This window comes from Cupriavidus sp. 94F1, assembly GCF_057798875.1.
In genome coordinates this window covers 133,252-155,920 of sequence record NZ_JBYOJT010000002.1, presented here as the reverse complement: position 1 = coordinate 155,920, position 22,669 = coordinate 133,252, and the positions used below count along the sequence as shown (strand labels likewise).

General features: G+C 67.8%; 20 protein-coding genes. 15 read left to right on the top strand and 5 right to left on the bottom strand.

The genetic code is table 11. The features are described 5' to 3' along the window. Window positions 1-80: 80 nt before the first annotated feature. A complete protein-coding gene (locus AC3FJ6_RS04790; RefSeq protein ID WP_488770885.1) occupies window positions 81-1,514 on the bottom strand; it encodes an N-acyl-D-amino-acid deacylase family protein in 1,434 nt (477 codons plus the stop codon). A 14-nt stretch (window positions 1,515-1,528) separates the two neighbouring features. Continuing rightward, window positions 1,529-2,545: a Bug family tripartite tricarboxylate transporter substrate binding protein gene (locus AC3FJ6_RS04785; protein ID WP_488770884.1), complete on the bottom strand. Its 1,017-nt coding sequence runs from the start codon at window positions 2,543-2,545 to the stop codon at window positions 1,529-1,531. Between the two features lie 112 nt (window positions 2,546-2,657). Between AC3FJ6_RS04785 and AC3FJ6_RS04780 the strand changes: the two genes are divergently transcribed. Continuing rightward, window positions 2,658-3,578, top strand: a complete 921-nt coding sequence (locus tag AC3FJ6_RS04780; protein ID WP_488770883.1) for a LysR substrate-binding domain-containing protein — start codon at window positions 2,658-2,660, stop codon at window positions 3,576-3,578. 16 nt (window positions 3,579-3,594) lie between these two features. Here AC3FJ6_RS04780 and AC3FJ6_RS04775 read toward each other — a convergent pair whose 3' ends face one another. Continuing rightward, a complete protein-coding gene (locus tag AC3FJ6_RS04775) occupies window positions 3,595-4,281 on the bottom strand; it encodes a LuxR C-terminal-related transcriptional regulator (RefSeq protein WP_488770882.1) in 687 nt (228 codons plus the stop codon). A 330-nt stretch (window positions 4,282-4,611) separates the two neighbouring features. Between AC3FJ6_RS04775 and AC3FJ6_RS04770 the strand changes: the two genes are divergently transcribed. After that, window positions 4,612-5,061, top strand: coding sequence for a universal stress protein (locus tag AC3FJ6_RS04770; protein ID WP_488771350.1), 450 nt, complete (start codon window positions 4,612-4,614; stop codon window positions 5,059-5,061). 46 nt (window positions 5,062-5,107) lie between these two features. Here the strand turns inward: AC3FJ6_RS04770 and AC3FJ6_RS04765 are convergent, their stop codons facing one another. Together AC3FJ6_RS04765 and AC3FJ6_RS04760 are read right to left on the bottom strand one after the other, a co-directional pair. Beyond that, window positions 5,108-6,157 (bottom strand): serine/threonine protein kinase, encoded by a 1,050-nt coding sequence (locus tag AC3FJ6_RS04765; RefSeq protein ID WP_488770881.1) that lies wholly within the window; start codon window positions 6,155-6,157, stop codon window positions 5,108-5,110. 12 nt (window positions 6,158-6,169) lie between these two features. Next, window positions 6,170-7,759 carry a DEAD/DEAH box helicase gene (locus AC3FJ6_RS04760; protein ID WP_488770880.1) on the bottom strand — a complete coding sequence of 530 codons (1,590 nt, stop codon included), beginning with the start codon at window positions 7,757-7,759 and terminating at the stop codon, window positions 6,170-6,172. Window positions 7,760-8,008: 249 nt separating this feature from the next. Between AC3FJ6_RS04760 and AC3FJ6_RS04755 the strand changes: the two genes are divergently transcribed. The 13 genes from AC3FJ6_RS04755 to AC3FJ6_RS04695 all read left to right on the top strand — a co-directional run bounded on the left by AC3FJ6_RS04755 (window position 8,009) and on the right by AC3FJ6_RS04695 (window position 22,634). Continuing rightward, window positions 8,009-9,697, top strand: a complete 1,689-nt coding sequence (locus AC3FJ6_RS04755) for a ClcB-like voltage-gated chloride channel protein (protein WP_488770879.1) — start codon at window positions 8,009-8,011, stop codon at window positions 9,695-9,697. 160 nt (window positions 9,698-9,857) lie between these two features. Then, window positions 9,858-10,283 (top strand): hypothetical protein, encoded by a 426-nt coding sequence (locus AC3FJ6_RS04750; protein WP_488770878.1) that lies wholly within the window; start codon window positions 9,858-9,860, stop codon window positions 10,281-10,283. Between the two features lie 61 nt (window positions 10,284-10,344). Further along, window positions 10,345-11,697 (top strand): tRNA (N6-isopentenyl adenosine(37)-C2)-methylthiotransferase MiaB, encoded by a 1,353-nt coding sequence (gene miaB, locus AC3FJ6_RS04745; RefSeq protein WP_488770877.1) that lies wholly within the window; start codon window positions 10,345-10,347, stop codon window positions 11,695-11,697. Window positions 11,698-11,703: 6 nt separating this feature from the next. Next, window positions 11,704-12,702, top strand: coding sequence for a PhoH family protein (locus tag AC3FJ6_RS04740; protein WP_153946592.1), 999 nt, complete (start codon window positions 11,704-11,706; stop codon window positions 12,700-12,702). A gap of 2 nt (window positions 12,703-12,704) precedes the next feature. Next, window positions 12,705-13,457, top strand: coding sequence for an rRNA maturation RNase YbeY (ybeY, locus tag AC3FJ6_RS04735; RefSeq protein ID WP_488770876.1), 753 nt, complete (start codon window positions 12,705-12,707; stop codon window positions 13,455-13,457). A 111-nt stretch (window positions 13,458-13,568) separates the two neighbouring features. Then, window positions 13,569-14,456, top strand: a complete 888-nt coding sequence (locus AC3FJ6_RS04730; RefSeq protein ID WP_488770875.1) for a CorC family transporter — start codon at window positions 13,569-13,571, stop codon at window positions 14,454-14,456. Then, window positions 14,453-16,093, top strand: a complete 1,641-nt coding sequence (lnt, locus tag AC3FJ6_RS04725; protein ID WP_488770874.1) for an apolipoprotein N-acyltransferase — start codon at window positions 14,453-14,455, stop codon at window positions 16,091-16,093. Before AC3FJ6_RS04730 ends, lnt begins: the two co-directional genes overlap by 4 nt. A gap of 463 nt (window positions 16,094-16,556) precedes the next feature. Then, a complete protein-coding gene (glyQ, locus tag AC3FJ6_RS04720) occupies window positions 16,557-17,510 on the top strand; it encodes a glycine--tRNA ligase subunit alpha (RefSeq protein ID WP_153946588.1) in 954 nt (317 codons plus the stop codon). Further along, window positions 17,507-18,127 carry a hypothetical protein gene (locus AC3FJ6_RS04715; protein WP_153946587.1) on the top strand — a complete coding sequence of 207 codons (621 nt, stop codon included), beginning with the start codon at window positions 17,507-17,509 and terminating at the stop codon, window positions 18,125-18,127. The genes glyQ and AC3FJ6_RS04715 overlap by 4 nt, the downstream gene beginning before the upstream one ends. 30 nt (window positions 18,128-18,157) lie before the next feature. After that, window positions 18,158-20,281, top strand: a complete 2,124-nt coding sequence (gene glyS / locus AC3FJ6_RS04710) for a glycine--tRNA ligase subunit beta (protein WP_488770873.1) — start codon at window positions 18,158-18,160, stop codon at window positions 20,279-20,281. A 37-nt stretch (window positions 20,282-20,318) separates the two neighbouring features. After that, entirely contained in the window at window positions 20,319-20,921 is a 603-nt protein-coding gene (gmhB, locus tag AC3FJ6_RS04705; RefSeq protein WP_400394262.1) for a D-glycero-beta-D-manno-heptose 1,7-bisphosphate 7-phosphatase, read from the top strand. A gap of 34 nt (window positions 20,922-20,955) precedes the next feature. Continuing rightward, a complete protein-coding gene (locus AC3FJ6_RS04700; protein ID WP_488770872.1) occupies window positions 20,956-21,717 on the top strand; it encodes a lysophospholipid acyltransferase family protein in 762 nt (253 codons plus the stop codon). After that, window positions 21,714-22,634: a M48 family metallopeptidase gene (locus tag AC3FJ6_RS04695; protein WP_488770871.1), complete on the top strand. Its 921-nt coding sequence runs from the start codon at window positions 21,714-21,716 to the stop codon at window positions 22,632-22,634. The genes AC3FJ6_RS04700 and AC3FJ6_RS04695 overlap by 4 nt, the downstream gene beginning before the upstream one ends. Window positions 22,635-22,669 lie beyond the last annotated feature (35 nt).

Genomic DNA, 22,669 nt, shown 5'->3' with positions numbered 1-22,669 from the left:
CTGGGATTATGCCGGATAAGGGCCCGCCAGGGCCGGGCCAGACCGTACAGGGAAGCGGCCAATCCCGCCCCCGGCGGGCGTCAGCGCGCCGCGCGCCGCAGGCTCCGCCCCGGCCGCGCGCCGGTCGCCGCGCCGTGCTCCCACACGGCCTGCCCGTTCACGAACACGTGTGCGATGCCGGCCGACGGCTGCTGCGGGTCGAGATAGCTGGCCACATCCTTCACGGTCTTCGGATCGAACACGGTGACGTCTGCCGCATTGCCCTCCTGGATCTCGCCGCGCCCTGCCAGTCCGAAGGCGTGCGCGGTCATGCCGGTCATCTTGTGGACCGTCTCCTCCAGCGTCAGCAGTCCGAGATCGCGGCTGTAGTGGCCCAGCAGGCGCGTGAAGGTGCCCCACAGGCGTGGATGCGGGTAGTCGTCGGACGGAATCCCGTCGGACCCGATCATCGTGTCGGGATACGCCAGCACGCGCTGGACATCGCCTTCATCCATGAAGAAATACATGCCCATGCCGGGCATCACGCGGTCCAGCGCCTCGGCGCGCGAGCACTGCCATTCCTGCGCCAGATCGGACAGCTTGCGGCCGGCGCTCCTGGGCTCGGACTGCGAATAGGTAATCAGGATCTCGTCGCTGATGGCCAGCCGTTCGCGGCGCAGCAGCGACGACGAGGCCGTGTACGGGTAGCAGTCCAGGCAGATCTTCTGCGCACGGCCCAGTTCGCCGATGCGCGCCAGCGTTTCGCGGGTGCGGCCGAAGTTGGGCTTGCCGATGACCTTGTGGTGCGAGATCACAAGCTTGACGTCGATGGCCCGCGCAATCCGGGCCGACTCCTCGATGGCCTCGATCACGCCATCGCCCTCGGTGCGCATGTGCGTGGCATAGACGCCGCCGAACCGCTTCAGGTCGCGCCCCACGCCGATGATCTCCTCGGCCGGCGCGGCCGCCGCCGGCGGGTAGAAGGTGCCCGTGGAAAGGCCAATCGCCCCCTGCTCCAGCGCGGCGTTGGCCGCCTGGCGCATGGCTTCGACCTCGGCGCCCGTGGCAGGCCGGTCGAGATCGTCCTGATGCACCGCGCGCAACGCCGTATGGCCCACCAGCGATGCCACGTTGACGGCGGCCGGCGTGGCGTCCAGCGCGTCGAGATACTGACCGAACTCGGCAAAGCGCCATTGCGGTTCGACCGTCCGCAGCGGCAGCGGCGGGTCCCCGCCGCTCTGCCTGTACGGCGCCAGGCTGATGCCGCAGTTGCCGTTCACGACAGTCGTCACGCCCTGCGAGATCTTCGGCGCCATGCCCGGCGACTCCAGAACGGCGCGGTCGTCGTGCGCGTGACTGTCGATAAAGCCCGGCGCCACGACCATGCCGGCCACGTCGATCTCGCGGACGGCGCGCTGGCCAGTGGCATCGCCAATGAACACGATACGGCCACCTTCGATGGCCACGTCGGCACGGTAGCGCGCCGCGCCGGTGCCGTCGATCACGTCGCCGCCGCGCAGGATCACATCGAACATGCTGGTCTCCCCTTTCAGTCGAGCTTGATATCTGTCTTGCGGATCAGGTCGCCCCATTTGCGGCTTTCCTTGCCGATCATCTGGGCGAAGGCCTCGGGCGAACCGCCCACCACCACCGATCCGTTCTGCTCGGCTTCCTTGCGCATCGCCGGCAGCTGCAGGTAGGCATTGATCTCGCGGTTCAGCCGCTCCACCACAAGCCGGGGCGTGCCGGCGGGCGCCACGATGCCACCCCAGGCATTGACCTCGAAGCCGGGCAGGCCGGATTCCTCCATCGTCGGCACATTGGGCAGCACCGGCAGCCGCGCCTTGCTGGTCACCGCGATGGCGCGCAGCTTGTTGCCCTGCACGGCGGCGATGATGGACGGCACGTTGTCGAACATGAAGTCGACCTGGCCGCTGATGACGTCGATCTGCGCCTGCGGCGCGCCACGGTATGGAATATGGCGAAATTCGATGTGCGCCTGGTCCTTGAGCATTTCGCCACTCAGATGGCTGGTGGTGCCGTTGCCGCCAGAGCCCATCGTCAGCCGGCCCGGATTCTTGCGCGCGTAGTCGATCAGTTCCCTGAGGTTACGCACCGGCAGGCCGGGGCTCACGGCCAGGATGTTCGGGACAGTCGTGGTCGCGCAAACCGGCACCAGGTCCTTGTCGGGGTCATAGCCGGGGCGCGCCAGCAGGCTGCGGTTGATCGCCATCGTCACGATATTCCCGAAGCCGATGGTGTAGCCGTCCGGCCGGCTGCGCACCAGCGTCTGCATGGCGATGCTGCCTGCCGCGCCGGGCCGGTTGTCCACCACCACCGATGTGCCGAGCTTGTCGCCCAGGTACTGCGCCAGCTTGCGGCTCGACTGGTCAGGCGTGCTGCCCGCCGCCGCCGGCACGATCAGCGTGAGCGGCTTGCCGGCGGGCCATTCGGCGGCGTGGGCGGTGCCGGCGGCACATGGGCCCAGCAGCCCGGCCATCATCCCCGTGATCACGGCACCGGTTTTAAGAATTTCAATGGCTTTGCGTCTCTGGGGTATCGTCATCGGTAACCTCGCGGCAAGCGTGTAATCTCAGTGGGAACGCGCTATGTTGCGCCCGGCGCCGCGCGGCTGTATATCGAAGTTTCGGCAAGCGGCCATTACTTTTTTTGATGACATGAAGCATCCCGCCAGACGTCATATCCCCTCCGTGGTCAACCTGAACACGTTCGAGACCATCGCGCGCCGGGGCAGCGTGACAGCCGCCGCCGACGAACTGGGCCTGAGCCAGGGCGCGGTCAGCAAGCAGCTGCTCGATCTCGAAAGCTTTCTAGGCACGACGCTGTTCGCGCGCAACAACGCCCGGCTGGCGCTGAGCGACGAAGGCGCGGGCTACCTGGCACGCATCCGGCCGCTGCTGGATCAGCTGGAAGCGGCAACGGTGGCCGCCTCGGGCGCCGCCCAGCGTATGCGCGAGGTGCGCTTCTCGGTGCCGAACACGTTCGGGCTGCTATGGGTCATGCCGCGCCTGTGCGGCTTCGCGGCGGCGCATCCCGAAATCCGCATCCACGTGGCGAACCACATCGGGGCGGTATCGTTGCGCGACGCGGGGCTGGACGCCGCCATTGTCTACGCCGAGGACGGTCTCGACGACGACAGCGCCGATCTGCTGCACGGCGTGCGCAGCCTGCCCGTGGCGGCGCGCGAGCTGGTACCCGGCCGGCTGCCGCTGCCGGCCAGCCGCATCGCGGCGCTGCCGCTGCTGCACCACACGACCGCGCCCAGCGCGTGGGCCAGCTACCTGCGCGATCTCGACGCCAGCATCGCCCTGCCGCTGCCGTCGGGCACGCAGTACAACCTCGTCACGTTCGCGCTCAAGGCCGCCGAAGCCGGGCTCGGTGCCGCGTTGGTGCCCGACTATGCCGTCGCCGACAGCCTGCGCGAGGGCCGTGTGGTGCAGCTCAATCACGCTTCCCTGCCCTCGCGGCGCGGCTACTACCTGATTCGCCGCCCTGACCGCGCCGAAGTGCCGGCGGTGAAGGTGCTGCGCGAATGGCTGATGGCCCGGCGCGCGGATGTTATCGGCATGAAGGACTAGCGTACGTGGGCGACGCCTATAACGCCGCGGCGTCGCCCCGCCTGACGCGCGGCTTGGGCACCCGGGGCCCCGGCTCGCCCTCCATGGGCAGGAGCCGATGCACGCGCGCGAATTCCGCCAGATCGATCAGCGAGCCCAGTCCCAGCTTGTCCATGATGCTGGCCTTGTGCGAACTGACGGTCTTGTTGCTGATCTCCAGCACATCCGAAATCGCCTTGTTGGAATGGCCCACCGCCAGCAGACGCAGCACGGTCAGCTCACGGCGGCTCAGCAGCGCCTTCGGGTCCGCCGGGTTGGCCGCTGCGCGGCGGAAGGTCGGCAAGGACTTAAGCGGAAACGCCGCGTAGCCGCTCATCAGCGCACGCACGGCGTCGGCCAGCCCTTCCAGCCCGGCGCCCTTGTCGATAAATCCATGGGCGCCGCCCAGTAATGCGCGCTCCGCGGCGCGCCGCTGCGCCGACAGCACCAGCACGCATGTGACCGGCCAGGTCGACACCACTTCCTCGAGCACGGCGTCGCCGGGCAGGTCGTCGAGCTGCAGATCCATGACGACCAGGTTGGCCGGGCGGTCGCGCAGCGCCAGCAGGCCGGGGGCGCCGCCGGCGGCAACGCGGACCTCCTCGAAGCCGGAGACGGTCTCCAGGATGTTGCAGACCGTCTTGCGAACGGCGATATGCGGATCAATAACGATTGCGTTGGGCATGCCAGGTCTCCGTGAATGCGAACAGCGGGCAGCTTAGGCGTTCCTGCGCCTCGCCTGCGGCAGAACGGGCTGAAAATGCATGCTGAAACTTCCGGGTTTTCTTACGGAAATTTCAGGTGTTGAGTAGTTGCGTCCACGAGGGGGCCGAAGCACGCACGCTGACGACAGCGCTGGATCACATCGCCACGCAGATGACAATCGTGAAATCCTTAAAAATTACGCGTTGATTTGATCTACGTTACGGTGTGAGCACGGTCCGCGTGCCATGATGATCACGTCGCGCCAGCCGTGCGCCCGTAGCGTTTCAACCAAGGAGATGCCATGCCCCCGATGTCCACGATCGTGCTTGCCACCGACGGTTCCGCCTTCAGCGACGCCGCCGCACGCTTTCTGGCCGATGGCAAGCTGCTGCAGGCCGGCTTCACGGTGCATGTGATTCACGTGTCGCCCGATGTCACGGGCCAGGTGCGTGCCTTCGTCAGCAAGGAAACCATCGACGCCTGGCACAACGAGGCCAGCGACAAGGCCATGACACCGGTCTGCGCCATCCTGGAAGCGGCGAAGATCCCGTTCGAGCGCCACGCGCTGCATGGCTATCCGCCCGAGAAGATCCTGAGCCATGCGAAATCGGTGAATGCCAGCGCCATCGTCATGGGCACCCACGGGCGCGGGTCGTTCTTCGACGCCGTACTCGGGTCGGTAGCCGGCCGCGTTCTGGCGCAGGCCCCTTGCCCGGTGGTGATGGTGAAGGCGGAGGAAAAGGTCAAGCCGCAGGCTTGACGCAATCACCGGCCCGGGCGGGCCAGGAAGGGCCGATGCCGATGGATCAGACCGCCCAGAGCGGCGGTTCGTCCATCAGCGCGATCTGTTCGCGCAGTTCGAGGATGCGATCCTGCCAGTAGCGCGCCGTGCCGAACCACGGAAACGCGGCCGGGAACGCGGGATCGCGCCAGCGGCTGGCCAGCCAGGCGCTGTAGTGCAGCAGGCGCAGCGTGCGCAGCGCCTCTACCAGCCACAGCTCGCGCGTATCGAAATCGGCAAAGTCCTCGTAGCCGGCCACGATGTCGGCCAGCTGGTCCTGCATCGCGGCGCGATCGCCTTCCAGCAGCATCCAGATGTCCTGTACCGCCGGGCCCATGCGGCTATCGTCGAAGTCGACGAAGTGCGGCCCGGGCGTGCCCCGGCCGCGCGCATCGGCTTCGTCGATCCACAGCACATTGCCGCGATGGCAATCGCCATGCAGGCGCAGCAGGCGAACGTCGCCCGCACGCTCGTAGCAGCGGCGCACCGCATCGAGCGCCAGGTCCACGGCCGTGCGCCAGGGCGCCAGCAGATCGGCGGGAATGCAGTCGTGATCGAGCAGATAGTCGCGCGGGGCCACGCCGAACGTGTCGATATCGAGCGCCGGCCGTGCCTGGTAGGCCGTGGCCGCGCCACAGGCATGAATGCGGCCGATGAAACGGCCCAGCCAGGTGCGCGTGGCGGCCTGGTCCAGCGGCGGCTCGCGGCCGCCGCAGCGCGCAAACACGGCAAAGCGGAAGCCCGCGTGCGCCAGCAGCGTGCTGGCCGACGCGTCGCCCATCGGCAGCGGCAGTGCCGGCACGGCGGGAATCTCCGCATCGGCCAGCTGTTGCACAAAGGCATGTTCTTCGAGGATGGCCGCGTCGCTCCATCGGCCAGGCCGGTAGAACTTGACCACCACGGGCGAGGCATCCTCGATGCCGGCCTGCCAGACGCGATTCTCGTAGCTGTTCAGGGCCAGCAGACGGCCATCCGGATAGAAGCCCGCCGCCTCCAGCGCATCCAGGATGCACTCGGGCGTCAGCCCCGCGTAGGGGACATCGTCGTCTGACAGCGGGTTATCCGGGCTGGCCATGGTTGGGTCCGATCAGGGAGCGGGCTTGCGGCTGCCGCCAAGCAGCGCGGCCTGCGGCGCCGGACGGCGATTGCGGGCCGGTGCCGCAGCCACGGCATCCTGTGCAGGACGCGGCTGCTGGGGCCGCGCCTGCTGCGGGCGCGGTTGCTGTGGCGACCGGGCCTGCTGCGGACGCGGGCCGGCCGGCTTGGCGGCGCCATTGCCTGCACCGTTGCCATTGCCGTTGCGGCCTTCGCCACGTGCCGGCTGCGCGCCCTGTGCGGCACGCGGCTGGCGCGGCTGGCCTGGCTGACCGGCCGATTCCTGGCGCGGCCCTTGCGGGGCACGCGGGGCGCGGCGCTCGCCGCCATTGGCATTGCCGCCGCCGTTGCCGCGCGGCTGGCCGCCACGGCCCTGCTGCGCGCCGCCACGTTGCTGGCGGCCCTTCTGGATCGGCTCGGCGGCAATGCTCGGGTCCACTTCAAACCCGGGCAGCGTCACCTGTTCGATCTGACGCTTGATCAGGCGCTCGATATCGCGCAGCAGGCCATGCTCGTCGACGCAGACCAGCGAGATTGCCTCGCCCTCGGCGCCCGCGCGGCCCGTGCGGCCGATACGGTGCACGTAGTCCTCGGGCACGTTGGGCAGGTCGAAGTTCACCACGTGCGGCAGCTGGTCGATATCGATGCCGCGCGCGGCGATGTCGGTGGCCACCAGCAGGCGCAGCGTGCCGGCCTTGAACTCGGTCAGCGCGCGGGTGCGGGCCGACTGGCTCTTGTTGCCGTGGATGGCCAGCGCGGACAGGCCGTCCTTGGTCAGTTGTTCCGCCAGGCGGTTGGCGCCGTGCTTGGTACGCGTGAAGACCAGCACCTGGTGCCAGTCGTGCTGGCGCACCAGATGGGCCAGCAGTTCGCGCTTGCGGTCGCGGTCCACGGGGAACACGCGCTGCGCCACGGTTTCGGCCGTGGTGTTGCGGCGGGCCACCTCGATCGACGCGGGATTGTTCAGCAGGCGGTCGGCCAGCGCGCGGATATCGTCCGAGAACGTGGCCGAGAACAGCAGGTTCTGCCGCTTGGCCGGCAGCACGTTCAGGATCTTGCGGATGTCGTGGATGAAACCCATGTCGAGCATGCGGTCGGCTTCATCGAGCACCAGCAGTTCCACGTGGGACAGGTCGATGGTGCGCTGGGACACGTGATCGAGCAGGCGGCCGGGCGTGGCCACCACGATGTCCACGCCACGCTTGAGCGCGTCGATCTGCGGATTGATGCCGACGCCACCGAACATCACCATCGAGCGCAGCTTCAGGTACTTGCCGTAGTTGCGCACGCTTTCCTCGACCTGGGCGGCCAGTTCACGCGTGGGGGTCAGCACCAGGGCGCGGACCTGCGGGCGGCCGCCGCGCGGCGCGGGGTGGTGCGCCGCCCCTTCGGCCAGCAGCTGCAGCATCGGCAGGGTGAAGCCGGCGGTCTTGCCGGTGCCGGTCTGGGCGCCGGCGAGCAGATCGCCACCTTTCAGAATTGCGGGAATGGCTTGCGCCTGAATCGGGGTCGGCGTGGTGTAGCCCTGTTCGGCCACGGCACGCACCAGCTTGTCGGACAAGCCAAGATCGGAAAAAGACATGAAATGACGCTTCGGCTGCCCGTTGCGCAGCAGATGTGCGCCAATCGTGGGGCAGCTCGGGTAGAGAACCGTACCTGAGGGTCAGGGCCGGCGGGATGGGTCGATTGCCCCCGTTCCCGGGCTGGAAAGGCCCGTAGTGTACCAGTCTGTGGAAAGCGGCGCGCCGCTTGTCGGCGCCAGGTGGCGCTGCGCTATCATGACGGCCACCCGGTGCCGGCGCGCCCCCTTCCCTCGCCCTTCCCCATCGCCATGCGGTTCCGTTTCCTCGAAGACCAGGAAGTCACGCTCTTTGCGGCCATCCCCGTCGGGCTGCTGGCCGGCATCGTGACCACGCTGTTCAAGGACGCGCTGGAGGCCAGCGGCCTGGTCATGTTTGGCAAGGACGCCGATATCGTGCTGATCTTTGCGGGCCTGGCCCTGGCGTGGCGGGTCGTGATCCCGGTGGTGGGCGGCGCCCTGGCCGGCGCGCTGCTGGTGGCGGCACGGCACTATGCCCGCAACGAGACCCTGCCCAGCGAATACATGGAAGCCGTGGCGCGCGGCACCGGCCGGCTGCCGGTACGCATCACGCTGCTGCGTGCGCTGTCGTCGTTCTGCTCGATCGTCTCGGGCAGCTCGGTGGGCAAGGAAGGCGCGATGATCCAGCTGGCCGCGCTGGCCGGATCGATCTTCCCGTCCGGGCGCGCCGACCAGGCCACCGGCGACAGCAACATGCGGCGCATGCTGACCGCGTGCGGCGCGGCGGCCGGCCTGGCCACCGCCTATCACACACCCTTGTCGGCCGCGGTATTCGTGGCCGAAGTCGTGTTTGGCGCCCTGGCCGTGCAGCGCCTGATGCCGCTGCTGCTGGCGTCGGTGGCCGGCACCATGGTCAGCCAGTGGCACGGCGGCCTCGAACCGCTCTACACGGGCCTGCATATCGGCCCCGACCTGCTCCAGCAACCGCACCTGCTGCTGGCCGCCGCCGGCATCGGCCTGATCGCCGGGGTGTCGGGCGCAGTCTTCATGCGCGCCAACACGCTGGCCCGCAACGCATTCCGCCACGTGCCCGGCGGCCCGGTGGCGCGCCTGGCGCTGGGCGGCCTGCTGGTCGGGCTGCTGGCCATCGTGGTGCCCGAAGTGGTGGGCAACGGCTACTACACGATCCAGACCATCCTGCGCAACGAACCGCTGTCGGTGGCGGTCTGGGGCGTGCTGCTGGCCAAGCTGCTGGCAACCGTGGTCAGCATGGGCTCGGGCGCCGTGGGCGGCGTGTTCACGCCATCGATGTTCGTGGGCGCGGCCCTGGGCCAGCTCGTGGCGCTGGGCATTCCGGGCGGCACCGCAACGCCGGTGCTGCCGCTGGTCGGCATGACGGCCTTCCTGTCGGCCACCAGCCAGGCACCGCTGATGTCGATCCTGATGGTCTTCGAGATGACGCTGGCTCCCACGTTGCTGCTGCCGCTGATGATTGGCGCGGTGGCGGCGTACTACACGGCGTCGCGCTGCCAGACGCTGTCGCTATACAGCGTGGTGGTGGAGCGCGCGCAGGCCTCGGCGGCCGCCGAACGCGCGCGCGGCCTGCGGCTGGCCGGGCTGTGTGATCCGACCAGCACCGTGATCGATCCCACCGCCACGGTGGCCCAGGCGGCCGACAAGTTCGCCGAGACCGGCACGCGCTACCTGTATCTGGTGAACACAGCCGGCACGCTGCTGGGTGCGATCTCGATCCATGCCGTCCAGCGCGCCCAGCGCGAGGCGCCCGATGCCACGCTGCTGTCCCTGGGCGATCTGGCGTTCCCGTCCCTGACGCCCGATTCCCGGCTGCGCGACGCGCTGGCCATCTTCTCCGAGCACGGTATCAACCGCATTCCACTGGTGCGCGATGCCGCCAGCCGCGAACTGATGGGCACCGTGTCCAAGCAGCGTGTGCTGCAGGAGGCATCCTGCCTGTTCTGAGGCGGCTACGCCACACGTGCCGGCCCTGCGGTTCCCCCGGCCACGGCGCAAACGGGTAAAATCGCGGGTTACCCTGCCTGCGCGATGGCTGCAAGCGTGATGGCGTCCGGCGCCGGCGGTATTCCAAGAACGATCGGTGTATTTCTTGTCGGGAGCCTTCATGCTGAAGCCGTTGTCGCGTTCGTCGCACATCGCGTGCGCCGCAGTGCTGCTGTTGTCCGCCGTCCCTGCCATGGCGCAGACCGCCCAGACCACAAACCAGTCCACTGGCCAGGTCACGACCCAGGTGGCGAACCTCGCGGTGGCCGGCGCCCCCGTGCGCGTGATACCGGCCGACGCTCCGATGGCGCGCCTGGAGCTGGCGCGGCCGGCGGCCACCGACCCGCTGCAGGCAAAGCTCGATGGCAAGGCCCATGGCGTGGCCCCCGGATTGCGGATCTTCAGCGCCGACACCGTGCTGGTCAATCCGAATGCGGTGGCAGGCAAGACGCTCAACGTGCGCTACAAGCTCGACCTCTATGGCCAGCTGCTGACCGCATGGGTACTGACCGACGCGGAAGTGAAGGCCTGGAAGGCTGCGCACTGACCCTTTAAGAATCGACCTGTTGTGCCCTGATGCCCCCAGGTAAACCACTGAGACCGGCACCATGAAGAAGGTATTTGTCAAAACGTACGGCTGCCAGATGAACGAGTACGACTCGGACAAGATGGTGGACGTGCTGAACGCCACGCAGGGCATGGAGCCCACGGACAACGTCGAAGACGCCGACGTGATCCTGTTCAACACCTGCTCGATCCGCGAGAAGGCCCAGGAGAAGGTGTTCTCCGAACTGGGCCGCATGAAGGCGCTGAAGGCCGCCAAGCCCGACCTGGTGATCGGCGTGGGTGGCTGCGTGGCCAGCCAGGAAGGCGCGGCGATCGTTTCGCGCGCCCCGTACGTGGACGTCGTGTTCGGCCCGCAGACGCTGCACCGCCTGCCCGACCTGATCAACCGCCGCCAGTCCACCGGCCTGTCGCAGGTCGATATTTCGTTCCCGGAAATCGAGAAGTTCGACCACCTGCCGCCAGCGCGCGTGGATGGCCCGAGCGCCTTCGTGTCGATCATGGAAGGCTGCTCGAAGTACTGCAGCTATTGCGTGGTGCCGTACACGCGCGGCGAGGAAGTGTCGCGTCCGTTCGAGGACGTGCTGGCCGAAGTGGCCGGCCTGGCCGACCAGGGCGTGCGCGAGGTCACCCTTCTGGGCCAGAACGTCAACGCCTACCGCGGCACGATGGGCGGCACCAGCGAGATCGCCGACTTCGCGCTGCTGATCGAATACGTGGCCGAGATTCCCGGCATCGAACGCATCCGCTACACCACCAGCCATCCGAAGGAATTCACCTCGCGCCTGGTGGAGCTGTACGAACGCTGCGACAAGCTTGTGAACCATCTGCACCTGCCCGTGCAGCATGCATCGGACCGCGTGCTGATGGCGATGAAGCGCGGCTACAGCGTGCTCGAATACAAGAGCATCATCCGCCGTCTGCGCACGATCCGCCCGGACATGTCGATGTCGTCGGACTTCATCATCGGCTTCCCCGGCGAAACCGACGCCGACTTCGACAAGCTGATGGCCATGGTGCACGACATCGGCTACGACACGTCGTTCTCGTTCATCTTCAGCCCGCGCCCCGGCACGCCGGCCGCGAACCTGCACGACGACACGCCGCATGACGTGAAGCTGCGCCGCCTGCAGATCCTGCAAGCCGCAATTGAAGAAAATGTGGTGCGGATCAGCCAGGGCATGGTCGGCACGGTGCAGCGCATCCTGGTGGAGGGGCCGGCCCGCAAGGACCCGACCGAACTGCATGGCCGCACCGAGAACAACCGGGTGGTCAACTTCGCCCTGCCGGGCATCCCCCAGGCGCAGCGCGACCGCATGGTCGGCCAGATGGTGGACGTCAGCATCACGCAGGCGTTCCCGCACTCGCTGCGCGGCGAAATCGTTGTCCGCCAATAAGCCTTTATGAAGATTCCGACAGCAGAATTCGTCGCCCCCAAGGACGACAACACGCGCCTGCAGAACCTGTGCGGGCCGCTGGATGAAAACCTGCGCCAGATCGAACAGGCGCTGGACGTGACGATCCAGCGTCGCGGCCACCGCATGACCGTGCGGGGCGAGCGCGCGCAGGACGCGGCGCTGGCGCTGGAGCGCTTCTACAACAACGCCAAGGTCACGCTGTCGATCGACGACGTGCAGCTTGGGCTGGTCGAGGCGCGCCAGATCGCCGCGCATGGCGCCTACCTGCCCGGCAACGGCGACGACGCCGGATCGCCCGATCTCGAAGACGATTCGCCGGTGCTGCACACGCGGCGTGCCGGGCTGCAGGGCCGCACGGCCATGCAGCGCGAGTACCTGCGCAACGTCCTGTCGCACGACCTGACGCTGGGCATCGGGCCGGCCGGTACCGGCAAGACCTACCTGGCCGTGGCCTGCGCCGTCGATGCGCTGGAACGCGACGCGGTCAAGCGCATCGTGCTGACGCGTCCGGCCGTGGAGGCCGGCGAACGGCTCGGCTTCCTGCCCGGCGACCTGGCCCAGAAGGTTGATCCGTACCTGCGCCCGCTGTACGACGCGCTGTACGACCTGCTCGGCTTCGATCGCACGCAGAAGATGTTCGAGCGCCAGATGATCGAGATCGCGCCGCTGGCCTACATGCGCGGCCGCACGCTGAACCACGCCTTCATCATCCTGGACGAGGCCCAGAACACCACGCCGGAACAGATGAAGATGTTCCTGACGCGGATCGGCTTCGGCTCCAAGGCCGTGATCACCGGTGACACCACGCAGATCGACCTGCCGCGCGGCCAGAAGAGCGGCCTGGTGGAGGCGCAGCACGTGCTGCGCGAGGTGCGCGGCGTCGCTTTTACCCGCTTTTCGAGCATCGACGTGGTGCGCCATCCGCTGGTGGCGCGCATCGTGGATGCCTACGACGAATATCACGCCCAGCACAAGGACGCCTGAACTTGACCAAGAAGTCTCCCGCAACCAAGACGCCCGACGCCACGCGCGTTGTCCTGTTCGACGCCGACGGCCGCGCCCGCAAGGCATCGGCGCACGCGGTGCGCATCCAGCTGGCCGACGGCCGCAGCCTGACGCTCGACCTGTCGCAGGCCCATGACGGCGTGGTGGCGCTGCTGGCCGAGCACACCGACACCCGCCAGCAGGCCGGCCTGCTGGTGCGCCCCGACAACGGCGACGCGCTGTCGGTCGCCGTGACGGCCACGCCGATCGTGACCACCACGGGCACGCCGGCCACGCCGGCCGAGGTGGAGCTCGACATCCAGTTCGGCGACGGCACGCGCAGGCGCCCCGGCGTACCGTCCCGCAAGCAGATCGAAAAGTGCGTGAAGTCGGCCCTGTATGACGATGCCGCGCTGACCATCCGCTTCGTGGACGAGGAAGAAGGCCGCGCGCTGAACCGCACGTACCGGGGCAAGGACTACGCGACCAATGTCCTGACATTTGCCTATGCCGAGGGCGCCGACGACCCCGTGACCGGCGACATCGTGCTGTGCTGCCCGGTGGTGGAGGCCGAGGCAAAGCAGCAGAAGAAGCCGCTGGAGGCGCACTACGCACATTTGATCGTCCACGGCGTGCTGCACGCGCAGGGCTACGAGCACGAGGACGACGCCGAGGCCGAGGAAATGGAGGCCATCGAAACCGAAACGCTGCAGGCGCTGGGCTTCAGCGACCCGTACCAGCCTGTGCGCGAATAAGCACAAAGAGCAGCTCCCCGTGATGCCGGCGCCATTGCAATCCGGCCGTCACGGGGCTGCAAGCCTTTTAGTGTATGCTTCAGACGATCTCCACCACGCGCTAGCCGCGACATGAACGACCCCTATCCCAGTTCGAAGCCTGCCAGCTACAGGCAGCAGGATCGGCCCCGATCCCTCCTCGAACGCCTTTCGGATTTCATCTCCCCCGAGCCGGACACCCGCGCCGAACTGCTGGAAGTGCTGCAGGACGCGCATGAGCGCAACCTGATCGACGCCGACTCCCTCTCGATGATCGAGGGTGTGTTCCAGGTGTCGGAGCTGACGGCGCGCGACATCATGGTGCCCCGTGCCCAGATGGATGCGGTCAACATCGCGGATACGCCAGAAGCGTTCATCCCCTACATGCAGCAGACGGCGCACTCGCGCTTTCCGGTGTACGAGGGCAATCGTGACAACATCATCGGCATCCTGCTGGCCAAGGATCTGCTGCGCTACTACACCGACGAGAATTTCGACCTGCGCGAAACGCTGCGCCCGGCCGTGTTCATTCCGGAGTCCAAGCGCCTGAACATCCTGCTGCGCGAATTCCGGATCAATCGCAACCATATTGCGATCGTTGTCGACGAGTACGGCGGCGTGGCCGGGCTGGTGACGATCGAAGACGTACTGGAGCAGATCGTCGGCGACATCGAGGACGAATTCGATCTGGACGAAGACCAGGACATGATTCTGCCAACCGCGGACGGCGCCTGGCGGGTACGCGGCCTGACCGAGATCGAACAGTTCAACGAGGCATTCGGCACGGCCTTCCCGAACGAAGACGTCGACACGGTGGGCGGCCTGCTGACCAACCACGTGGGCCATGTCCCGCATCGCGGCGAGGTCATCACCTTGCCGCCGATCCGCTTTGAAGTGCTGCGCGCCGACGCGCGCCAGGTGCATCTGCTGCAGGTACACCGCGAGGCTCCGGCCGACACCAACGGCGTGGCCGACGCATGAAGCGCGCCGGCACGCCCGACGCCGTGGGCACCCGTCGCGCCGATCCGCTGATCGGTGCCGGTCCATCTTCCCCTTCCTCCGCTTCCGCTGGCGCCCGCAGCGCATCGCGCCAGGGCATGCTTTTCCGGCTACTGATCGCCGCCGCGCTGGGCGTGGCCCATACGCAGGCATTTGCGCCCCATGACTGGTGGTGGCTGCAGATCCTGTCGCTGGCCGGGCTGGTGGCACTGGTTGCCGATGCGGGCCGCCCGCGCGCGGCGGCCGCCACGGCATACGCATTCGGCATGGGCTGGTTCCTGTCCGGGATCTGGTGGCTCTATATCAGCATGCACGTCTACGGCGAGATGCCGGCGTGGATGGCCGCGCTGGCCGTGGTGCTGTTCGGCGCGTACCTGTCGCTGTGGCCGGCGCTGGCCGCCGGCGTCTGGCACTGGCTGACGGGCCGCGGCCGTGGCGGCGTCCTGACCGCGCTGGCATTCGGCGCGGCCTGGGCGCTGTCGGAATGGCTGCGCGGCGTGCTCTTCACGGGCTTCCCGTGGCTCGGTAGCGGCTATCCCCATACCGACGGCCCGTTGTCGGGCTTTGCGCCGCTGCTTGGCGTCTACGGCATCGCGTTCCTGGCGGCGGCGACATCGGCGTTGCTGGTCACCGCCGTACGCGCCGCGCTGCGCCGTGGCGAACCGGGCGCCACGCGCATCGCCGGCTGGTCCGCCGGGCTGGTGGCAGCCACGCTGGGCGGCGGCCTGGCGCTGGTGCCGGTGGCGTACACCGCCCCGATCGGCAAGCCTGTCAGCGTGCGGCTGTTGCAAGGCAACGTGGCGCAGGACATCAAGTTCGAGCCTGTGGGCATCCAGCGTTCGCTGGAACTGTACCGCGACATGATCACGGCGGCGCCGGCGGACCTCGTCGTTACGCCAGAAACGGCGTTCCCGGTGATTCTGCAGGACCTGCCGGTGGATATCGCCAGGGATGTGCGCACCTATATGGAGAAGACCGGCACCACCGTGGTCTTCGGTGCGGCGGGTGCCGATTCGCCCGTCGACTTCACCAACAGCGTGTTCGCCATCGGGCCGGAGCTGGAGGCGCTTTACCGGTACAACAAGCACCACCTGGTGCCGTTCGGCGAATTCATCCCGTTCGGCTTCCACTGGTTCGTCAACATGATGAAGATGCCGCTGGGCGACTTCCGGCGCGGCACGCTGGATCAGCCGGCGGTGCCTGTGCGAGGCATCCATGTAGCGCCCAATATCTGCTACGAGGATCTGTTCGGCGAGGAAATCGCCGCCACGCTGCGGCAGCAGGCCACGCCCGCCAACCTGCTGGCCAATGTGACCAACCTGGCCTGGTTCGGCGACACCATCGCGCTGGACCAGCATCTGCAGATCTCGCGCATGCGGGCCCTGGAAATGCGCCGGCCGATGCTGCGCGCCACCAATACCGGCATGACGGCCGTGGTCCGGCCGGACGGGACGGTGCAGGCGAAGCTGCCGACGTTCGAAGTGGGTACGCTGACGGCGGACGTGCAGGGCACGCAGGGCCTGACGCCGTATATCCGCTGGGGCAACGTGCCGGCATTGGCCGGCAGCGTGCTCGTGTTGTTGCTGGCGCTGCGGGGGCGGCGCCGGTTGCCGGATTAACCGACCAGCGCGCTGGCCATCGACACGGCGGCGGCGGCCACCATCACGGCGATGGCGACGATATAAGGTTTGCGAGACAGCAGCGACATGACCAATCCCCTAAAGTTGTTGTTTCGAGCCCGCATCGCGTTATCGGCTGCCCCGGCCCAAAGCTGATGCTTTTGGCCCGGGCCCGGCAATCCGGCCTGGCGGCCATCTGGTTTTTGATTCGGTGACCGCGTGCTTTAACTGTATACAAAAACGGTATCGGCACCTATCGGACAGTTCTGAAACCCGTGTCAGGATTTACCCGACCCGTTGCGCCAAGCCGACACCCCCCGCATGCACGATTCGTGCCCTGCGACACCGTTTTCCTGCGGCAACCCGGCTGAGACAGGCCAAAAACCCGATAGAATCCAAGGTTTGGCAAACCCGGCGCGAGACGCTTCGCGCACTTGCCGCCAGCTTTTCATTTCGTCTTCCTATGCTGACCTTCCAACAAATGATTCTGACCCTGCAGGCCTACTGGGACCGGCAGGGTTGCGCATTGCTGCAACCGATCGATCTGGAGGTCGGCGCCGGTACATCGCACGTGCATACGTTCCTGCGCGCGATCGGCCCCGAGCCGTGGCGCGCCGCCTACGTGCAGCCGTCGCGCCGGCCCAAGGACGGCCGCTATGGCGAAAACCCGAACCGCCTGCAGCATTACTACCAGTACCAGGTGGTGCTGAAGCCCGCGCCCGAGAACATCCTGGAGCTCTACCTGGGCTCGCTGGAGGCGCTGGGCCTGGACCTGAAGCAGAACGACATCCGCTTCGTCGAGGACGACTGGGAAAATCCGACGCTGGGCGCCTGGGGCCTGGGCTGGGAAGTCTGGCTCAACGGCATGGAAGTGACCCAGTTCACGTACTTCCAGCAGGTGGGCGGCATCGACTGCAAGCCGATCACCGGCGAAATCACGTACGGCATCGAACGCCTGGCGATGTACCTGCAGAAGGTGGAAAACGTCTACGACCTGGTGTGGACCGAGTGGGAGGAGAACGGCGTGACGCGCCGCCTGACCTATGGCGACGTCTACCATCAGAACGAGGTGGAGCAGTCCACCTACAACTTCGAGCACAGCAACACCGAGATCCTGTTCCGCCACTTTGCCGAGCACGAGGGCGAAGCGCGCCGCCTGATGGGCGATGCCGGCGAGAAGAACGAAGACGGCACGCCGAAGCTGACCGACACCCGTCTGGCGCTGCCGGCGTACGAACAGGTGCTGAAGGCCGCCCACACGTTCAACCTGCTCGATGCGCGCGGCGCCATCTCGGTGACCGAGCGCGCCGCCTATATCGGCCGCATCCGCAACCTGTCGCGCATGGTGGCGCAGGCCTATTACGATTCGCGCGAGGCGCTGGGCTTCCCGATGTGCAACAACGGGGCCCGCGCATGACGGCCCGCGTGCGCGGCGCGCTGGCACTGCTGGCTTTTGCCGTGCCGGTTGCGCTGTCGCCCGCCGGCAGCGCGCTTGCCGCCGCGCGGACGTCGCCCGCGCCGGCGCCGCAGGCCCTGTACCTGCCGGCTGACCTGGCCAATATCTGCGAGGCGGACAGCCAGGCGCTGCAGCAGGCCATCACGCGGCACTGGCGGCCGTCGCTGTCGTCGATCGACCAGTGGGCGCAGCTGGTGCGCTCGTTCTCGTGCGACCTGTCCGGGTCGCGAGACCTCGGCTGGCACCGCGTGCCGCTGCGCGCCTACGAGAGCGCCATCCGCTACCCGCTGCAGTGGGTCGAATGGGAAGACAACGCCGGGCGCTCGCGCCGCACGGTGCGGACCTACTACTCCGCCGCGCAGCTGCCCGCGAAGATCGATTTCTGGGTGGGTGGGCGCATCGACGAGATCCGCTACGACCGCCGGTCCCATCGCATCGACGCACGCTTTCCGGCCGCGGGCACCCGCGGCGCTTCCGGCGTGGCCGCGCAATGCGCCTACACCACGCTGCAATTCCGCCAGCAGAACGGCCTGTGGCTGCTGTCTGGCGTGGAACCCAATCTCGCGCCGCGCTGCTGACGCGCGCGCCCATACCTGTTGGATAGATTCATGTCGCAACCCATGACCGATTCGCTGCTGATCGAACTGTTCACCGAAGAACTGCCGCCGAAGGCACTGGCCCGCCTGGGCGACGCCTTCGCACAGGGGCTGTTCGATGGCCTCGGCGCGCGCGATCTGCTCGAAGCCGGCGCCGCCGTGACGCCGTTTGCCACGCCGCGCCGCCTGGCCGCCCTGGTGACCGGCGTACGCCGCACCGCGCCGGACCGCGAACAGCGCGAAAAGGTGCTGCCGCTGACCGTGGCGCTGGACGCCAACGGCGCCCCGACCGCCCCGCTGGCCAAGAAGCTGGCCGCCCTGGCCAGGTCGGTGGGCGTGGCCGAGATCGACTGGCAGACGCTGGAGCGCGCCTCGGACGGCAAGGCCGATGCGTTCTTCTACCGCTACACCGCCAAGGGCGCCGCGCTGGCCGACGGCCTGCAGGCCGCGCTGGACGACACGCTGGGCAAGCTGCCGATTCCGAAGCTGATGAGCTACCAGCGCCCGGACGGCACCACGGTGCATTTCGTGCGCCCCGCGCACAGCCTGATCGCGCTGTACGGCGCCGAAATCGTGCCGGTGTCGGCGCTCGGCCTGCCGGCCAGCAACATCACGCAGGGTCACCGCTTCCTGTCGCAGGGCGCCATCGAGATTCCGCACGCCGGCGAATACGCGAGCCTGCTGGAATCGCGCGGCCGCGTGATCGCCGGCTATGCCGACCGCCGCGAGCGCATTCGCACCGCCCTGCTCAAGGAAGCCGGCGCCGACCAGGTGATCATGCCCGAGTCGCTGCTGGACGAAGTCAATTCGCTGGTCGAATGGCCGGTGGTCTACCCGTGCCACTTCGAGGAAGCCTTCCTGGCCGTGCCGCAGGAATGCCTGATCCTGACGATGCAGACCAACCAGAAGTACTTTGCGCTGACCGACGCCGCCGGCCACCTGCGCAACCGCTTCCTGATCGTCTCGAACCTGGCCACCGACACGCCGCAGTCGATCATCTCCGGCAACGAGCGCGTGGTGCGCCCGCGCCTGGCCGATGCCAAGTTCTTCTTCGACCAGGACCGCAAGAAGACGCTGGCGTCGCGCGTGCCGCAGCTCGGCAACGTGGTCTACCACAACAAGATCGGCAGCCAGCTGGACCGCGTGCAGCGCCTGCAGCAGATTGCCGGCCATATCGCCGACGCGATGAACGCCGCCGGCGCCCAGGTGGACAAGGCCGCCGCGATGCGCGGCGCCGAACTGGCCAAGGCCGACCTGCTGACCGACATGGTGGGCGAATTCCCCGAGCTGCAGGGCACCATGGGCACGTACTACGCGCGCCATGACGACGAGGCCGAGGACGTGGCGCTGGCGTGCTCCGAGCACTACCGCCCGCGCTTTGCCGGCGACGCGCTGCCCGAAGGCAATGTCAGCACCGCCGTGGCGCTGGCCGACAAGCTCGAAACGCTGGTGGGCATCTGGGGCATCGGCCTCCAGCCCACGGGCGAGAAGGACCCGTTCGCGCTGCGCCGCCACGCGCTGGGCATCCTGCGCATGCTGATCGAAAAGCCGCTGGCGGTGTCGATCGACACGCTGCTGGGCCTGACCGCGCAGGCGTTCGCGGGCATCGCCACCGTGAAGCCGGCGCGCGACGCGATCTCCGACTTCCTGTACGACCGCGTGCGCGGGTACCTGAAGGACAAGGGCTACACCACGAACGAGGTGGAAGCCGTGGTGAGCCTGCGTCCGCAGAGCCTGCACGACATCCTGGCCCGCATGGAAGCCGTGCGCACGTTTGCCGCGCTGCCCGAGGCCGAGGCCCTGGCCGCCGCCAACAAACGCATCACGAACATCCTGAAGAAGACCGACGAGGCCATCGGCACGGTTGACCGCGCCCTGTTCCAGGAGGCCGCCGAAAGCGCGCTGTTCGACGCCATCGAACGGGTGCGTCCGGGCGTGGAAGCCGCCTTCGCGGGTGGCGATTTCACCGCCGCGCTGCGCGACCTGGCCCAGCTGCGCGACGCCGTGGACCGCTTCTTCAACGACGTGATGGTGATGGCCGAGGACGCGAAGCTGCGCGCCAACCGCCTGGCGCTGCTGGCCACGCTGCACGGCCTGGCCAACCGCGTGGCAGACATTTCGAAGCTTGCCGCCTAAGCCGTCCAAGCCGTCTTCAAGCCGCCCCGGAGCCGCCATGCCACAGTCCCAGCCGAAGTTCGTGATCCTCGACCGCGATGGCGTGGTCAACCTGGACAGCGACCACTTCATCAAGACCCCCGACGAGTGGGTGCCGATTGCCGGCAGCCTCGAGGCCATCGCCATGCTGAACCAGGCCGGCTATCGCATCGTCATCGCCAGCAACCAGTCGGGCATTGGCCGGGGGCTGTTCGAGATGAGCGCGCTCAACGCGATGCACGAGAAGATGTACAAGGCGCTGGCCGCGCTGGGCGGGCGCGTGGAAGCCGTGTTCTTCTGCCCGCATACGGCCGCCGACAACTGCGACTGCCGCAAGCCGAAATCGGGCCTGTACGAGCAGATCGGCGAGCGGTTCGGCATCGAACTGCGCAACGTGCCCACGGTGGGCGATTCGCTGCGCGACCTCGAAGCCGGCGTGGCCGTGGGCTGCGTGCCGCACCTGGTGCGCACCGGCAAGGGCCTGCGCACGCTGGACAAGGGCGGCCTGCCGGCCGGCACGCGCGTGCATGACGACCTGGCCGCGTTCGCGCGCTGGCTGATCGCCGAAGGGGCGCACAAGGCCCCCGCCCCGAGCGCCCACGCGGCGCAGCCCGCTCCCTGAGGCCTGCCCGCCTCCTGATTCTTCGCCCCCATCGATGACCTTTATCCGCTCCCTGCTGTTCGCGCTGTACCTGGTGGTGCTGACCCCGCCCTACGCGTGCATGTGTTTCATCGTCTTCCCGTTCATGAACGCGGAGAACCGTTTCCGCTTCGTGCGCGGCTGGCCGCGCCTGGTGATCTGGGCCGCGCGCCTGATCTGCGGCATCCAGTACCGCATCGAAGGCATGGAGAAGATGCTGGCGATGCTGGACAAGCCCGTGGTGCTGCTGTCCAAGCACCAGTCGGCCTGGGAAACCGTGGCCTATGTGGCGCTGATGCCCAAGCCGCTGTGCTTCGTGTTCAAGCGTGAACTGCTGTTCGTACCGTTCTTCGGCTGGGCGCTGGGCATGCTCAAGATGGTCCACATCAACCGCAAGGACGGCACCCGGGCGTTTGCCTCGGCCGCCCGGCAGGGCCGCGAGCGGCTCAACGAGGGCGCCTGGATCATCATGTTCCCCGAGGGCACGCGCACCCCGGCCGGCAAGGAAAACCCGCGCTACAAAAGCGGGGGCGCCCGCCTTGCCGTGGAAACGGGTGCGTGGGTCTTTCCGATGGCGGTCAACTCGGGCCGCCTCTGGCCGCGCAATTCGTTCCTGAAGTACCCGGGCATGATCACGATCTCGATTGGCGACGCGATTCCGTCGGCCAACAAGACCGCCGATGTACTGAACCAGGAGGTGGAAGCCTGGATCGAGGCCGAGATGCGTCGCATCGATCCGGAAAGCTACCGCCGCGCAGGGAGCCAGGCCACCGCATGAAGCTGTTGCGCCCCACCGCCGACCCCAACGCGCAGCTGGAGCTGCCGCTGGCCGACGCCACGCCGCCCGTTCCGCCCGCGCAGCAGCACCTGCTTGCGCCGGCGCCCGACGCGCAGCCGGGTACCGGCCCGGCGGGCGAGCGGACCGGCGAGCGGGGTGGTGACCGGGCTGGCGACATGTGGCCGCCGATCCTGCCCAATGGCCGCATGCTGCAGGTCGGCGAGCGCACGCTGCACTATTCGCTCAAGCGATCGTCGCGCCGGACCATCGGGTTCACGGTGGATGACCGCGGGCTGTCGATCACGGCCCCGCGCTGGGTCACGCTGGTCGACATCGAGTCGGCCATCCTTGAAAAACAACGCTGGATCTTTGCCAAGCTTGGCGAATGGCGCCATCGGGAGTCGCGCCGCGTGCTGCCCACCGTGCAGTGGCGCGACGGCGCCGAACTGCCGTTCCTGGGCCAGCCGGTCACGCTGCGGCTCGAATCGCCGGCCGGCGTGCTGTGTTTCGATGCCGATACGCGCGTGCTGCATCTGGCGCTGCCGGCACACGCCGAAGAGCAGCAGATCAAGGACCGCGTGCAGGGCTGGCTGCAGAACCAGGCCCGCCGGCTGCTGGCTGAACGACTCGACCTCTACGCCGCCAAACTTGGCGTGCGCCACACCGGCTTTGCGCTGACGTCGGCGGCCACGCGCTGGGGCAGCTGCACCGCCGACGGCAAAATCCGGCTCAACTGGCGCCTGATGCATTTCCCGCTGTCGATGATCGATTACGTGGCCGCGCATGAGCTCGCGCACCTGAAGGAAATGAATCACAGCCCGCGCTTCTGGGAAACCGTCGAATCGATCTTTCCCGAGTTCCGCGACGCACGCGCCCGCCTGCGCGCGCATCCGCCCGAGCTGCTGCCGACGTTCTGACCGGCCGATGGGCTGGCTGGCTGAACCTGCGTGGC

Excerpts from the sequence above, each read along its gene's own strand:
- glyQ (WP_153946588.1), top strand. The coding sequence starts at position 16,557 with ATGCTGACCTTCCAACAAATGATTCTGACCCTGCAGGCCTACTGGGAC.
- AC3FJ6_RS04780 (WP_488770883.1), top strand. The coding sequence starts at position 2,658 with ATGAAGCATCCCGCCAGACGTCATATCCCCTCCGTGGTCAACCTGAAC.
- gmhB (WP_400394262.1), top strand. The coding sequence starts at position 20,319 with ATGCCACAGTCCCAGCCGAAGTTCGTGATCCTCGACCGCGATGGCGTG.
- AC3FJ6_RS04715 (WP_153946587.1), top strand. The coding sequence starts at position 17,507 with ATGACGGCCCGCGTGCGCGGCGCGCTGGCACTGCTGGCTTTTGCCGTG.
- lnt (WP_488770874.1), top strand. The coding sequence starts at position 14,453 with ATGAAGCGCGCCGGCACGCCCGACGCCGTGGGCACCCGTCGCGCCGAT.
- AC3FJ6_RS04695 (WP_488770871.1), top strand. The coding sequence starts at position 21,714 with ATGAAGCTGTTGCGCCCCACCGCCGACCCCAACGCGCAGCTGGAGCTG.
- glyS (WP_488770873.1), top strand. The coding sequence starts at position 18,158 with ATGTCGCAACCCATGACCGATTCGCTGCTGATCGAACTGTTCACCGAA.
- AC3FJ6_RS04750 (WP_488770878.1), top strand. The coding sequence starts at position 9,858 with ATGCTGAAGCCGTTGTCGCGTTCGTCGCACATCGCGTGCGCCGCAGTG.
- AC3FJ6_RS04790 (WP_488770885.1), bottom strand. The coding sequence starts at position 1,514 with ATGTTCGATGTGATCCTGCGCGGCGGCGACGTGATCGACGGCACCGGC.
- AC3FJ6_RS04760 (WP_488770880.1), bottom strand. The coding sequence starts at position 7,759 with ATGTCTTTTTCCGATCTTGGCTTGTCCGACAAGCTGGTGCGTGCCGTG.
- AC3FJ6_RS04785 (WP_488770884.1), bottom strand. The coding sequence starts at position 2,545 with ATGACGATACCCCAGAGACGCAAAGCCATTGAAATTCTTAAAACCGGT.
- AC3FJ6_RS04770 (WP_488771350.1), top strand. The coding sequence starts at position 4,612 with ATGTCCACGATCGTGCTTGCCACCGACGGTTCCGCCTTCAGCGACGCC.
- AC3FJ6_RS04700 (WP_488770872.1), top strand. The coding sequence starts at position 20,956 with ATGACCTTTATCCGCTCCCTGCTGTTCGCGCTGTACCTGGTGGTGCTG.
- AC3FJ6_RS04730 (WP_488770875.1), top strand. The coding sequence starts at position 13,569 with ATGAACGACCCCTATCCCAGTTCGAAGCCTGCCAGCTACAGGCAGCAG.
- AC3FJ6_RS04765 (WP_488770881.1), bottom strand. The coding sequence starts at position 6,157 with ATGGCCAGCCCGGATAACCCGCTGTCAGACGACGATGTCCCCTACGCG.
- AC3FJ6_RS04775 (WP_488770882.1), bottom strand. The coding sequence starts at position 4,281 with ATGCCCAACGCAATCGTTATTGATCCGCATATCGCCGTTCGCAAGACG.
- miaB (WP_488770877.1), top strand. The coding sequence starts at position 10,345 with ATGAAGAAGGTATTTGTCAAAACGTACGGCTGCCAGATGAACGAGTAC.
- AC3FJ6_RS04755 (WP_488770879.1), top strand. The coding sequence starts at position 8,009 with ATGCGGTTCCGTTTCCTCGAAGACCAGGAAGTCACGCTCTTTGCGGCC.
- AC3FJ6_RS04740 (WP_153946592.1), top strand. The coding sequence starts at position 11,704 with ATGAAGATTCCGACAGCAGAATTCGTCGCCCCCAAGGACGACAACACG.